The following is a 13832-nucleotide window of genomic DNA, read 5'->3' on the forward strand; positions in this document are numbered from 1 at the left end:
TGCCCCGGATCGCCGAAAACCCAGCAGTGGCGGCAACGTAAACGTTTTCATGGCGACATGTAAAGTGCCTGTAAAAAGAAAATTCTGCTGCGCTGCGAGGTGTTTTTTGTCGCTCTACAAGGCCGCGATGGGACAAACCCATGGCGCACCGATTGCGGACGATGTGCTGCCTCCGGAACAGGCGTTGTGGCAGTGCAGCAACCGTCGTCCAGGTGAGATGGAAATGTGCCTTGCATCGACCGGTTGAGGTCGTCGCCGAAAGAGGAGACAGCCAAGATCGCCGGCAGCGATTGACCGTGGTAGCTGCGTGGTAGCCACCCGCAGCCTGTTCAACCTTGGCCGGAATCCGCACGCCGCTTCGGACGGACAGATGGCATGACCTCAGGCGGCCATTTGTGACCTGACGTTGTCCCTCAAGACCGTCGATGGAAACCCGCTTCGCGGGCGGCCCCGCGGTGGTTACCCGGGCTGCAGCCTCCAAGACGACAGCCGGAACCCTCTCAGGTACGACGCGCGTCTCAATTAGGTGTCACCGGACCGACTTTTACGCGCCTTACCCTCTGCGGCGCCTCTGATGGCAGGACTTATGCTTTTGATTTCATGCTTCTTCAAGAACGGATCAGGCATGCGACAGGCGTCTCACTTCGGCGCTCTTCAGCCTCTTGTTAAAAATTCCGGCATGTCGTTAAATCAAGGTTAATCTTCGCGCACTCAAGCAACTGTATCCTCAAGTTCCCACAACATTGAACGATATAGGGACAAGTCCCTGTTTTGAATACCATGATGACTCTGCTGACCTTACTGCTCGTACTACCTGCCGCGCTGATCGCCAGCGCAGTGAAGGTTGTGCCGGCCGGTCAGGTCTACAGCTTGTATCGTCGCGGCAAGCCGGTGCGGCTGTTGTCGTCGGGCACGCATCTGGTACTCCCGCTGCTGGATCGGGTGGCGCACAAGATCAATCTGGCCGGGCAGACGCTGCGGTTCGAGGAGCCGCTGGCCGACGCCCACGACGTCCGTGGCACGGTGTACTGGCAGGTGCTGGAGCCGGAACGCGCCGACGCCGTGTTCGAACAGGTCGATCAACTGATCCGCCGCGGTGCGCAGGAAGCCTTGCGAGCCGAGCCGGCGGTCGATGACGCCCATCGTCGTGACTTGGGCGCCCGCGTGAAGCAGTCGTTGAACAGCGCGCTGCGCGAACGCGGCATGATGGTGACCCGGGTCGAGCTCGACGTGGCCTGAGTCTGGAAATTGCGTCAGGGCGACCAAGAGCGCCCACGCCACAGGGGATTTGTGAACCTCGCAACCCGCTTCGGCGGGTTTTTCTTTCGTCGGCTTGCATCTGCCGCTGGCATCGTCGCCGTCCGGCCGGGATACTGCCGCCCCGGATTACAGGAAAGCATCATGGCTGCGCGCGACGCCTTGCAGGTACGACTCGAACAAGGCATTGCCGCACTGGGGCTGAGTCTGCCGACCGACGCGGTGCCACGCCTGCTCGACTATCAAGCCCTGCTGGAGCGCTGGAACGCGGCCTACAACCTTACCGCCGTGCGCGATCCGGCGGAGATGATCACTCGTCACCTGCTCGATTCGCTGGCGATCCTGCCGTACGTGCAAGGTCGCACCCTGGCCGACCTTGGCACCGGTCCGGGCCTGCCCGGCATCGTGCTGGCGATCGCCGCGCCGGGGCGCGAGATCCTGCTGGTCGATTCCAACGGCAAGAAGGTGCGCTTTCTGCGCGAGGCGATCCGTGCGCTCAAGCTCGAAGGTGTGCAGGCACTGCAGTCACGCGTGGAAGAGGTCGAAGGCCAGTACGACTGCATCACCGCGCGCGCGTTTGCCAGCCTGGCCGACATGCTGGGCTGGGGCGGCCACCTGCTGGCGCCGGAAGGGCTCTGGCTGGCGATGAAGGGCAAACGGCCGGATGACGAGTTGCCGGGCGTGCCGGCAGGCTTCGAAGTGCGCGGCGTGCATGAGCTGGCTGTCCCGGGTTTGCCGGCCGAGCGTCATCTGCTTGTGCTCGGCCACGTCTGAACGAGGGTTGTTCGGAGAGATTATTCGTCCAGCACGCTGCCGTTGCTCTCGATCACCTGCGCATACAGCTTGGCGGTGGCCTTGGGCGTGCGCTGCTGGGTAGCGAAGTCGACATGGTACAGGCCGAAGCGCTTGGAGAAACCCAGCGACCACTCCAGGTTGTCCATCAGTGACCAGGCGTAATAACCCTTCAGATTGACGCCGGCCTCGATCGCCTTGTGCACGGCCTTGAGGTGCTTGCGCAGGTAGTTCGTACGCAGCGGATCGTCAAGCACACCGTTCTCGGCGACCGGCGGATCGTAGAACGCGGAGCCATTTTCGGTGATGTATAGCGGGATGTCTCCGTAGCGGTCCCTGAATCCGGTCAGCGTATCGGTGAGGCCTTGCTCGAACACCTCCCAGCCGGTTTCGGTGTAGGTCTGGTTCGGCTGGCGCACCGGCACCGCCTTGAGTGGGTAAGCCTGTGGGTCGTGCTTCACCACGGCGCGGGTGTAATAGTTGATGCCGACGAAGTCGACCTTCTGGTGGGTCAGCTTGAAATCGTCGGCGGGGAAGTCCGGCCACGCGTCGCCGAAGATTTCCTTCAGCTCGGGCGGATAGCTGCCGAGCAGCGCCGGATCGGCGAACTGCTGGTTCATGTAGGCGTGCGCGCGGCGGGTTGCCGCCAGATCTTCGGCGCTGTCCGAATGCGGATACTTCGGCTCGATGTTGAACACCACGCCGATCTCATGCTTGCCATGCGCGCGATACGCCTGGATACCAGCTCCGCTGGCGCGCATCAGGTTGTGCGCGGCGATCGGTGCCTCGTATTTGTTGCGGTGGCCCGGCGCCAGCGCACCATGCAGATAGCCGCCATCGGTGACCACCCACGGCTCGTTGAGCGTGGCCCAGCGCGGAACGCGGTCGTCCAGCGCCTTGAACATCACCTCGGCGTAGTCGGCGAACCAATGCGCGCTGTCGCGATTGAGCCAACCGCCGCGGTCGTCCAGCGCCGCCGGCAGATCCCAGTGGAACAGCGTGACGTTCGGCGCGATGCCGTTTTCCAGCAATTCATCGACCAGCCGCGAATAGAAATCCAGCCCCTTCGCGTTGACTCTGCCGGTGCCCTCGGGCAGCACGCGCGCCCAGTTGATGCTGAAACGGTAGCCCTGCAGGCCCAGCGCCTTCATCAACTGCACGTCGTCCTTGTAGCGACGGTAGTGGTCGCAGGCGACGTCGCCGGTGTCCCCATTGCTCATCATTCCCGGCGTATGCGCGAAGCGCTGCCAGATGCTTGGGCCGGCGCCGTCGGCCAATGGCGAGCCTTCGATCTGATAGGCGGATGTGGCGGCACCCCAGTGGAAGCCGTCGGGAAAGCGGAAACTGGGGCGTGTCATGAGGTACCTATGACCAAGTGCTTGATGTAAACGATTACATGGGCAGAATAGCCGAATGCCCCACCGAAGTGTGCAGACTTGCGCACGCGCTGGCGGGACGGCCATCGTGGCCACACGCACCGGAGATGTCGATGGCCGCCGTACAACTGGACCAACTGCGCAAGGTCTACCCCAATGGCAACGTCGGCGTGGCCGGCGCCAGTTTCGAGATCGCCGACGGCGAACTGCTGGTGCTGGTGGGACCGTCCGGCTGCGGCAAGACCACCTTGCTGCGGATGATCGCCGGGCTGGAAACGATCAGCGCCGGCACGCTCAGCATCGGCGGCCGCGTGGTCAACGAAGTCGCACCGAAGGATCGCGACATCGCCATGGTGTTCCAGAACTACGCGCTGTATCCGCACATGACCGTAGCCGAGAACCTTGGCTTCGGCCTGCGGCTGCGCGGGCACAAGCAGGCCGACATCGACCAGCGGGTCGCCGCGGCCGCCAGGACGCTGGAACTGGAAGCCCGGCTCACCTCTCGCCCGGCCGCGCTGTCCGGCGGACAGCGTCAGCGTGTAGCGTTGGGCCGGGCGCTGGTGCGCGACCCGAAGGTGTTCCTGCTGGACGAGCCGCTGTCCAATCTCGATGCCAAGCTGCGGCTGTCGATGCGGGTGGAAATCGCGCGGCTGCACCGGCAGCTCAAGGCCACCATGATCTACGTCACCCACGACCAGATCGAGGCGATGACCCTGGGCCAGCGCATCGTGGTACTGGACGGCGGGGTGATCCAGCAGATCGACACGCCGATGAATCTGTACGAGAAACCGGCCAACCTGTTCGTGGCCGGGTTCGTCGGCAGTCCGGCGATGAACCAGCTGCACGGCACGCTGCGCCACGACCATGGCTGGACGCTCGCCACCGCCCACGGGGATATCGCGCTGGGCGATCCGCCGCAGGCGACGGCATGGCAGCCGTGGCGCGATCGCGAGGTGGTGCTGGGGATTCGTCCGGAAGACCTGCAGCCGCGAGACGCCGGCGATGCCGCGCTCAGCGCCCAGCTGGAAGTGCTGGAGCCAGTCGGCAACGAGGTTTTTCTCAACCTGCGCTACGGCGCGCAGGCACTGGTCTCACGGGTGTCGCCACGTGGCCTCCCCGAACCGGGCAGCACGGTACCGCTGGGGCTGGCGGCGCCGCGGCTGCACCTCTTCGATGCCGCCAGCGGCGCGCGGATCGGCCCGTGAGGGCGGGCAGCACTCGGCTGGACGAGGCATTACACTAACCCTCTCCCGCGTACGGTAGCTATCCATCCATGGCCCGCATCATCGCTGTCGCCAACCAGAAAGGCGGCGTCGGCAAGACCACCACTGCCGTCAATCTCGCCGCTGCGCTGGCCGCCGCGAAGCGCAAGGTATTGCTGGTCGACCTGGATCCGCAGGGCAACGCCACGATGGCCTCGGGCATCAACAAGCGCGATGCCAAGCCGGGTGGCTGCGAAGTGCTGCTGGAGGAAGTGGAGATCGCCGCGGCGATCGTGCCGACCGACGCGCATTACGACTTGCTGCCGGGCAACGGCGACCTCACCGCCGCCGAGCTGAAGCTGATGGATGCGCTGGCGCGCGAGCACCGGCTGAAGGAATTGCTGGCGAAGATCTCTCCGGACTATCACACCATCCTGATCGACTGCCCGCCCTCGCTGAACCTGCTCACCCTGAATGCGCTGACCGCCGCCGATGGCGTGCTGATCCCGGTGCAATGCGAGTACTTCGCGCTGGAAGGCCTGTCCAGCCTGCTCGACACGGTCAAGGCGGTGCGCCACCGGCTGAATCCGAAGCTGGAGATCGAGGGCTTGCTGCGCACCATGTACGACGTGCGCAACAACCTCGGCAACGAGGTTTCCGCCCAGCTCACCCAGCATTTCGGCGACAAGGTGCTGCGCTCGATCATCCCGCGCAACGTGCGCCTGGCCGAAGCGCCCAGCCATGGCCAGCCGATCCATCTGTACGACCGCAGTTCGCGCGGCGCGATTGCCTACATCGGCCTGGCCGGCGAGATCATCCGGCGCGAGCGTGTGCAGACACGCACCGATCACGTGGATCCGGTCGAAGACATTGACCCGCCGGCGGCAGCTCCCGCGCACGGCGACAGCGGCCCGACGCTCAAGGCGCCGGCCGCCAATCACCAGGAATAAGCATGGCAGCTGCGAAAAAACGTGGATTGGGACGCGGGCTCGATGCTCTGCTTGGTGGCGACGGTGATGCTTCGCCGTCGGTGATCGCGCAGGAAGGCGAGCTGCGCATGCTGCCGATCCAGCAGATCCAGCCGGGCAAGTACCAGCCGCGCCGGCACTGGAACGATGAGGCGCTGGACGAGCTGGCCGCGTCGATCAAGGCGCAGGGCCTGATCCAGCCGGTGGTGGTGCGCGAGATCGGCAAGCACAGCTACGAGCTGATCGCCGGCGAGCGCCGCTGGCGCGCCGCGCAGCGCGCCCAACTGGCCGAGATGCCGGCGCTGGTGAAGAACGTGCCGGAAGCCGCGGTACCGGCGATGGCGCTGATCGAGAACATCCAGCGTCAGGACCTCACTCCGCTGGAAGAAGCCGATGCGCTGAAGCGCCTGATCGACGACTTCGACCTCACCCACCAGCAGGCCGCCGACGCGGTCGGCCGCTCGCGCGCCGCCGTGTCCAACCTGCTGCGTCTCACCGAACTGCCCGCTTCGATCAAGAAACTGCTCGACGAAGGCAAGCTGGAGATGGGCCATGCCCGCTGCCTGCTGACCCTGCCCGAGCGCGACGCCGAGAGCCTGGCGCTGGAAGCGGCGCGCCACGGCTGGAGCGTGCGTGAACTGGAAGAAGCTGCGCGCCGTGCACAGCAGGCGCCGAAGGGCAAGGCGAAGCACGCGCCGTCGCGTGACGCCAATATCGCCGATCTGGAGCGCCAGCTCAGCGAACGTTTCGCCACCCGGGTCGAACTGGCCCAGGGCCGCGGAGGTCGCGGCAAGTTGGTGATCCACTACCACAGCAATGACGAACTGGACGGGATTCTCGGCAAGATCCGGTAGAAATGAGTGGAGAGGCGTGAGAAACGAGAGAGAGCGGGCGCCGTGTCTGGTTGCCTTCTCTCGTTTCTCACTCCTCTCCACTCACTCCTCGCTCCACGACACGCCACACGCTTCACGTTCACGTAATAAATAGTCAGGGCCTCCCCCATGCCGCAACTCTCCGTCGTCGTTCCCGTCTTCAACGAGCGCGACAACATTCCGCCGCTGCTTGCCGAAATCGCCGCTGCGCTGCGCGGCAAGATCGATTACGAAGTCATCTACATCGATGACGATTCCAGCGACGACAGCCGCGCCGTGCTGGCCGCGCAGAAGCTCAGCCATCCGGAGTTGCGCGTGCTGCACCATGTCACCCGCAGCGGACAGAGCACCGCAGTGTGGAACGGCGTGCGCGAAGCCAAGTCGCCGTGGATCGCCACGCTAGACGGCGATGGCCAGAACGATCCAGCCGATATCCCGAAGCTGCTTGCCGCGCGTGCCACCGCAGCGCCCGAGACGCGGCTGTTCGCCGGCTGGCGCACCACTCGCCGCGACAGTTTCAACAAGCGGATTTCCTCGAAGATCGCCAACGCAGTGCGTTCGCGCATGCTGAGGGACGCCACGCCCGACACCGGTTGCGGCCTGAAGCTGTTCGAGCGCGACGTGTTCCTTCGGCTGCCCTACTTCGACCACATGCACCGCTACCTGCCGGCGCTGGTCAAACGCGCCGGCTTCCAGAGCCAGAGCGTTCCGGTAGGTCACCGCCCGCGCACGGCCGGCGTGTCCAAATACGGCATGCTGGACCGGCTATGGGTAGGGCTGGCCGATCTGCGCGGCGTGGCGTGGCTGATGCGCCGCGGCAAGGTGACCAGGGTCGAGGAACTCTGATCCAGATCACGCCGGGCCGATGCGGTCGTCGTATGCTGGGGATCTGCCTTGCGTGACATCGCCCATGAGCATTGCCGTCAAGCGTGTCTACGAGCCGGCCGCGAAAGCCGATGGCTATCGCGTGCTGATCGACCGGTTGTGGCCCCGCGGACTGAAGAAGGAGGCCGTGCCGCTGGATCTGTGGGCGAAGGAACTGGCGCCGTCCAAGAGCTTGCGCCAATGGTTCGGCCACGATCCGGTGCGTTGGGACGGCTTCCGGCACCGCTACGCCAGCGAGCTGGATGACGCCGCCGAGCATTGGCGTCCACTGGCCGAGCGGGCGGCGCGACATCCGGTCACCTTGCTCTACGGTGCACGCGACGAGGAGCACAACAATGCCGTCGCGTTGAAGGCGTACCTGGAAAACTGGCTGCACATGCACGGCCCGCGCTGAGAGCGCGGGCGATCAGGACGGGCGCAGCGGCGTCGCGGCCTTCGACCAGCCGGCCAACGCTTCGCGGGCTTCCTCGCGACCGCGTTCGATCAGTTCGCGGGCGCGATAGAACTCGTAGGCAGTCGACATGTTGCGTGGCAGCTGGATCAGCAGATCCGGCTCGTAGGCTGCCAGCCGCATGCGCGAAAGGTTGGCCTGCATCAAATCCATGGACTGGTTGAGCAGCTCCAGCGCACCCGGTTCGCGCGGTTTGTTTTCGCTGTGCGGCAGTATCCGGCCGAAGAATTCGCCGACCTGGCGACGAAAGCCGCCATCCTCGGCCTGGTCGGGCTCATCGGCCACGGCGGGCGCCGTCCGCGCCGGGCCGTCCATGCTGACGGCAAACAGATAATCGGCCGTATCGCGAATCAAAGGCGTCACCGGCAACGGGTTCAGCAGCGCGCCATCGACCAACCTGCGGCCGTCGAGACGGTGCGGCCGGAATACCGTGGGGATCGCGATCGAAGCGCGGATCGCGTCGAACAGCGAACCGCGGGTCAGCCATACCTCGCGGTCGCGATCGAGATCGGTGGCGACCGCGGTGAAGGCGAGGGGCAACTCTTCGATGCAGACATCACCGATCAGGTCGCGCAACGTGCCGATGATCCGCTCGCCCTTGATCAGGCCGCCGCCGGAAAACGTCCAGTCGAGCAGCCTGAACACATCGAGTTTGGCCAGTGTGCAGACCCAGTCGCGATACACGTCCAGCTTGCCCATGGCGTATACGCCACCGATCAGCGCACCCATCGAGGTGCCGGCGATAGCGGTGATCTCGAACCCCTGCGCCACGATTTCCTCGATCGCACCGATATGCGCCAGCCCTTTCGCGCCGCCGGCGCCGAGCGCCAGGGCTACGGTCGGCTTGCGCGCGCCGGCGGACGGCTCAGGCACGATCGGCGGGGCGGAATCGTGGACCTTCATGGCTGACCTTCAATCACGGATAGCATGCGTTGTCGTGATCATGCTGCTCCTGCTTCGACATACCCTGGCGCAGAGGCTTGGATCAAGACGAGCCAAGTTTGCGCTGGCTGGTTAGGATGAAGCTAAGCCGCCGTAGCAACAAGTCCCTGGAATCATGCATGCCTTTCATTGACCGAACCCTGTTCCGATCGCGCTCCCGCCTCGCGTCGACGGGAGCCATCGCATGAGCTGGCAGGCATGGGCGACGATGGCGGTGATCGTGGTGGCGATGGGCTTGTTCGCAAGCGAGAAGCTGCGTATCGACCTGGTGGCGCTGCTTGTGCTGGCGGCGCTGGTGATCCTGGGCATCGTCAGCCCGGTCGAGGCGCTGAGCGGATTCAGCAATGAAGCCACGGTGACGGTGGCGGCAATGTTCGCGCTGAGCCTGGGCATCGAACGCTCCGGCGCGCTGGAGCCTTTGACCCGGCTGCTGATGCGGATCAGGCGACCGTGGCTGCTGACCTTGGCGCTGATGCTGGTGATCGCCCCGCTGGGCGCCTTCATCAAGAACATCGCGCTGGTCGCCACTTTCCTGCCGCTGGCCTTGCGCGTGTGTCAGCGCACACGCACCTCCCCGGCGCGCGTGCTGATGCCGATGGCCTACGCTGCACAGATGGGCGGCGTGTGCACGCTGATCGGCACGTCCTCGAATCTGCTGGCGGACAGTCTCGCGCAACAGCACGGCATGGCTGCCTTCGGTGTCTTCGAATTCACCCGCATGGGCGTGGTGCTGGCAGTGGTCGGCATCGCCTATCTGATCTTGGTCGGTCGCTGGCTGCTGCCGAAGCAAGTGGCTGCCGAGATACCCGAGCAGGAAGACATCGGCAAATACGTGACCGAACTCGAAGTGACCTCGCACTCATCGCTGCTCGGCGGCAGCATCGCCGATGCCAGGCTTGGCGAGCGGTTTGGCGTCTATCCGCTGGAGCTGCTGCGCGGAGAAAAGCGCATGTGGTCGCCCCGCAGCCAGCAGATCGCGGCCGGCGACGTGCTGCTGGTGCGTGGCGACTGGGAGAAGATCGAAGATTTCCGGCGCCGTGCCGGACTGCGCAATGCGCCGGACAGCCGCTATGCGCAGGATATCGATCATTTGCGCGTGATGGTCGAGCTGATGGTTGCTCCGGCCAGTCCGATGGAAGGTCGCCGGCTGGAAGAAACCGGGCTGCGCTGGCGCTACGACGCGGTGGCGCTGGCCATCCACCGCCGCGGCCAGCTGCTGCGCGACAAACTCAGCGACGTCAACCTCGCGGTGGGCGACGTGCTTCTGGTACTGGTGTCCGAGGATGCGATGTCCAGCCTGCGCAACGACGAGGCGTTCATCGTGCTGAGCGAGCGCGAGGAAGCCCATCGCACGCCGCACAAGGCCTGGTATGCCGTGGCGATCATGTCGGCCGTGGTGATCAGTTCCGCCCTGCACTGGCTGACGATCCCGATCGCGGCGATCTGCGGCGCCGCCACGATGGCATTGACCGGCTGTTTTGGACGTAAAGATGTCTACGAAGGCATCGACTGGAAGATCATCGTATTGCTCGGCGCGATCCTGCCGCTTGGTATCGCCATCGAGAACAGCGGGCTGTCGCGCACGCTGGTGCAGATGGGATTCGGCGTGGTCGGCGAACACGGCCCGCTGGCCGGGCTGCTGATGGTGTATCTGCTGACCGCGCTGCTCACCGAGCTGATGGGACACAATCCGACGGTGGTGCTGATGGTAGGTATCGCCGCCTCGGTCGCGCATGCGATGAACGTGGATCCGCGGCCGTTCGTGGTGGCCGTGGCGTTCGCCGCCGCCACCTCGTTCGCCACGCCGGTGGGCTATCCCACCAACACGATGGTCTATTACGCCGGCGGTTACCGCTTCACCGATTTCATGAAGGTGGGCATCCCGCTGATCCTGATCTTCTGCGCGCTGTCGATGTGGCTGATTCCGCAGTTCTGGCCGTTCCATCCGCCTCAATAAGACAACGCGCTCTTCGCGTTTGCTCCCTCTCCCCCCGGGAGAGGGTTGGGGAGAGGGTTCACGGATCCAGCGCTGCTTATGCGAAGCAGGCTCAGATGAAATTTCTGCGCGAGCACTCGCCCCTCACCTCAATCCTCTCCCCAAAGGGGGAGAGAAGGCGAACGCGTCGTCCTGCTGTCAGGCGTAGCCTGACAGGGCCAGTTGCAGCAGGATTTTCATTTCCTCGCGCAGCGGCAGCGGCGCCACCACTTCCGCATCCGGACCGTACTTGAGCACGTCCATCAGCAGTTCCTTCGAGTTGGAGTAGGGCACTTTCAGTTCGTAGCGGCCGTCAGTCAGCCACTCGCCCTTCTGCTGCGAGTGCCAGTGTTCGTCGGCAACCCAGCGCGCGGCGTGCGGCGAGAAGCGGATGGTCGCCCACGCTTTCGGCTTGCCCGCGAAGATGCCGTAGCTGGAGGCGAGCAGCTCGTTGAGATCGGTCTCGGCCACATCGGTGGCGACCGCGTCCAGCGACTGCGCCTCGACGATGCGATCGACCGCAAAACTGCGCAATGCCTCGCGGTCGTGATCCCATACGTCCAGATACCAGTTGTCGCGGTAATGGGTCAGCCGTTGCGGCGACACGGTGCGGCGGCTGTCGGCATTGGTAGTGCGTGCGCGATAGCGGAAGCGCAGCTGCCTGCGCTCCAGCACCGCGCCGGCAACGATGCGGAAAACCTGCTGGTCCAGCTTGCGCTCGCCCCACGGAATCACCCGGATGCGTTCGATAGGCAGCGCCTTGCCGCTGCCTTGATCGGACAGCAAGCCTTCGATGCGCGCCTTGAACGGTGCCAGCGCTCCGGCCAGCACGCCGGGACCGGAGCGGCTGATCAGTTCGTTCAACGCCAGCAATGCGGCCAGTTCGTCCGAAGTCAGCCACAACCCCGGCAGTTCGAACTTCTCGCCTTCGCCTACTTCGTAGCGGAACGCGGCCTGGTCGATACCTGCGCTTTCGATCGGCGCACCCAGCGCATCGCGCAGGAAGGCCACGTCGCGGTACAGCGTGGCGCGCGAACACTCCAGTTCGCTGAGCAGACGCGACAGCGGGATCGGGTAATGCGCCGACTTCAGCAGGCGATGCAGGGTCAGTATGCGTTCGTAGCGGTCCATGGCACTTCATCGAGGCATGCGTGGGTGCAGCGTTGTAGCATGGGTGTGTGCTGCAGTACTCGCAAGCCCATCATCCATCCGGATAGCGGCACGATCTTCAATCCTGATTCCACCGCTTTCAACCGGTTGATCCATGCAGCCTGTCCGCGAACTGCCGAATACGGTCAAGCCGGCTAATGGTCTGACCCATGGTCTGGATAGGCACAGGACGTATTGGCGCGCCGAGTCGGTGGCGCCGTTATGGCGGATATTGGCGGCCAGCGGCTACGGCTTGTGGGCCTGGCTGGGGCTGGCCTTGATGCTTGGGCTGTACCCGGCCGGCCGCAACGGCAGCTTGTTGCCGCTTTGCGTGGGCACCGTGCTGGTAGGTATCGGTTTGCTGGTGGCCTGCCTGCCATGGCGCGGGGCATCGGGTTGGTACGGCTGGCATCCGCGACGGGACAGCCGCCCGAACCGTGCGGCGATGCTGGCGCTGGTGACGTTCCTGCCGATGCTGGCCGTGGCCGGGCTGGTGCGCGGTGACAACATCTTCTGGGCGACCCGACTGGCCGGTGCGATGCTGGCGTTGTGCAGCGTGGCCAGCCTGGCCTATACCGGGTATCGCTTTCGCCGACAGTTGTCGCCGACCTTGCAACGCGCAGCGGCGGCATTGCCGCTCAGCCGGCTGGTCTTCGCCGGCTATGCCGGTGGATTGTGGCTCTGGCTCTGCACCCTGGCCCAAGGTGATCTGGTAGCTCCTCGAAGCCTGTATCCGTGGGTCTTGCTGCTGCTGACGCTGGCCTTGTTGCTGGGCCTGCTGGAGGGCCAGGGTTGGCATTCGTTGAGCAGGCTGGGAGCACAGGAGAGCGCGGCCGAGCAGGAGCTGCAGCCGGCGCGCTTTGTGGCGGCGCTGTTTATCTACGTACTTCCATGTATCGCCTTGTTGCACGCCAGGCAAGATGGAGTGGATCTGATCGCGGCGGCGCTGGCCGTACCCAGCTGCCTGCTGGGTAAATGGCTGGAGCGCCATTTGTATGAATCTCTGCTGCGTGGCTCCACAGACTGACGGCCTGACCGGCTTCGTTCATTGCGAGTTCAAGCCGTGCCGTTAAGGTAACGGATCACTATTAATTAACAAACGGGCTGTTCACCCATGAAAAAGACCTTGATCGCCGGCCTGTTGCTGGCTGCCTTCGCGAGCTTCGCCGCGCAGGCCCAGGATGCCCCCAGCGACCCCGCCAACAATGGTGGCTGGAGCGGTTCAGGCGAGTTCGGCTTTGCCTCGGCCACCGGCAACACGCGTTCGCAAAACGTCAATGCCAAGCTCGGCCTGAACCAGGAAAACGAGCAGTGGAAGAACAACTTCTACGTCGACGCGCTGCGCTCCAAAAGCCAGCAGAAGGTGGTCGATGCGGCCGGCAATACGGTCGAGCAGTTCAACACGACCGCGAACCGCTATGACGGCGGTGCCTCGGTCGGCTACAAGCTCGATCCGCGCAGCTACATCGTTGGCGCCACCCGTTACGAGCACGACGACTTCGGCGCCAATCTGTGGCAAGGCGTCGTCTCGCTCGGTTACGGCTACATCGCCCTGAAGGACGAGCGCAACGAGCTGTCGTTCGAAATCGGCCCGGGTTACAAGCGTTACCGCCCCGCCGACGTCAATGTACTAGTCAACGGCGTGATGGTGCCGCAGCGGCAGACGACGCAGGGCGAAGTCGTGGCCCGCGGCCTGATCAACTACAAGTACAAGCTCACCAGCAACACCGCGTTCGAGAACACGTTCCTGATGGAAGCGGGTTCGAAGAACACGTATCTGCAGAACGACGCCGGCGTGGCGGTCAGCATGACCAAGAAGATGGCGTTGAAAGTCGGCTTCCAGGTACGTCACAACAGCGACGTGCTCGCGGGCGTCAAGAAGACGGACACGCTGACCACGACCAATCTGGTCTACAGCTTCTAAACAGCGATCCGCGAGATGTGTCGGCAACGGCCCTTCCGC

At 64.4% G+C, this 13832-nt stretch carries 13 protein-coding genes; 10 read left to right on the top strand and 3 right to left on the bottom strand.

Annotated features, from left to right (window positions below; genetic code table 11):
• Positions 1–780 precede the first annotated feature (780 nt).
• Both BUA26_RS09285 and rsmG read left to right on the top strand, forming a co-directional pair.
• Entirely contained in the window at positions 781–1239 is a 459-nt protein-coding gene (locus BUA26_RS09285) for an SPFH domain-containing protein (RefSeq protein WP_072759771.1), read from the top strand.
• 162 nt (positions 1240–1401) lie between these two features.
• Complete coding sequence (gene rsmG, locus BUA26_RS09290) at positions 1402–2031, top strand: 16S rRNA (guanine(527)-N(7))-methyltransferase RsmG (RefSeq protein WP_072759774.1); 630 nt, start codon at positions 1402–1404, stop codon at positions 2029–2031.
• A 20-nt stretch (positions 2032–2051) separates the two neighbouring features.
• Here rsmG and BUA26_RS09295 read toward each other — a convergent pair whose 3' ends face one another.
• Complete coding sequence (locus tag BUA26_RS09295) at positions 2052–3407, bottom strand: GH1 family beta-glucosidase (protein WP_072759776.1); 1356 nt, start codon at positions 3405–3407, stop codon at positions 2052–2054.
• Positions 3408–3538: 131 nt separating this feature from the next.
• Here BUA26_RS09295 and ugpC point away from each other — a divergent pair, with 131 nt between their 5' ends.
• From ugpC to BUA26_RS09320, 5 genes are all read left to right on the top strand, one after another.
• A complete protein-coding gene (gene ugpC, locus BUA26_RS09300) occupies positions 3539–4630 on the top strand; it encodes an ABC transporter ATP-binding protein (RefSeq protein WP_072760236.1) in 1092 nt (363 codons plus the stop codon).
• A gap of 68 nt (positions 4631–4698) precedes the next feature.
• On the top strand, positions 4699–5577 hold the full coding sequence (locus BUA26_RS09305; RefSeq protein ID WP_072759778.1) for a ParA family protein: 879 nt from the start codon (positions 4699–4701) through the stop codon (positions 5575–5577).
• A 2-nt stretch (positions 5578–5579) separates the two neighbouring features.
• Positions 5580–6449: a ParB/RepB/Spo0J family partition protein gene (locus BUA26_RS09310; protein WP_072759780.1), complete on the top strand. Its 870-nt coding sequence runs from the start codon at positions 5580–5582 to the stop codon at positions 6447–6449.
• Positions 6450–6596: 147 nt separating this feature from the next.
• Positions 6597–7313: a glycosyltransferase gene (locus tag BUA26_RS09315; protein WP_072759782.1), complete on the top strand. Its 717-nt coding sequence runs from the start codon at positions 6597–6599 to the stop codon at positions 7311–7313.
• 64 nt (positions 7314–7377) lie between these two features.
• Positions 7378–7746, top strand: a complete 369-nt coding sequence (locus tag BUA26_RS09320; RefSeq protein WP_072759784.1) for a DUF488 domain-containing protein — start codon at positions 7378–7380, stop codon at positions 7744–7746.
• Positions 7747–7758: 12 nt separating this feature from the next.
• Here BUA26_RS09320 and BUA26_RS09325 read toward each other — a convergent pair whose 3' ends face one another.
• Positions 7759–8706 carry a patatin-like phospholipase family protein gene (locus BUA26_RS09325; RefSeq protein WP_072759786.1) on the bottom strand — a complete coding sequence of 316 codons (948 nt, stop codon included), beginning with the start codon at positions 8704–8706 and terminating at the stop codon, positions 7759–7761.
• Between the two features lie 223 nt (positions 8707–8929).
• Between BUA26_RS09325 and BUA26_RS09330 the strand changes: the two genes are divergently transcribed.
• A complete protein-coding gene (locus BUA26_RS09330; protein ID WP_072759788.1) occupies positions 8930–10702 on the top strand; it encodes an SLC13 family permease in 1773 nt (590 codons plus the stop codon).
• A gap of 177 nt (positions 10703–10879) precedes the next feature.
• Here the strand turns inward: BUA26_RS09330 and BUA26_RS09335 are convergent, their stop codons facing one another.
• Complete coding sequence (locus tag BUA26_RS09335) at positions 10880–11851, bottom strand: helix-turn-helix transcriptional regulator (protein ID WP_072759790.1); 972 nt, start codon at positions 11849–11851, stop codon at positions 10880–10882.
• A gap of 133 nt (positions 11852–11984) precedes the next feature.
• Here BUA26_RS09335 and BUA26_RS09340 point away from each other — a divergent pair, with 133 nt between their 5' ends.
• Entirely contained in the window at positions 11985–12896 is a 912-nt protein-coding gene (locus tag BUA26_RS09340; protein WP_072759792.1) for a hypothetical protein, read from the top strand.
• Between the two features lie 87 nt (positions 12897–12983).
• Positions 12984–13793 carry a DUF481 domain-containing protein gene (locus BUA26_RS09345; protein WP_072759794.1) on the top strand — a complete coding sequence of 270 codons (810 nt, stop codon included), beginning with the start codon at positions 12984–12986 and terminating at the stop codon, positions 13791–13793.
• Positions 13794–13832 lie beyond the last annotated feature (39 nt).

Origin of the sequence: Rhodanobacter sp. OK091 (assembly GCF_900142825.1) — a bacterium.
Taxonomy (GTDB): domain Bacteria; phylum Pseudomonadota; class Gammaproteobacteria; order Xanthomonadales; family Rhodanobacteraceae; genus Rhodanobacter.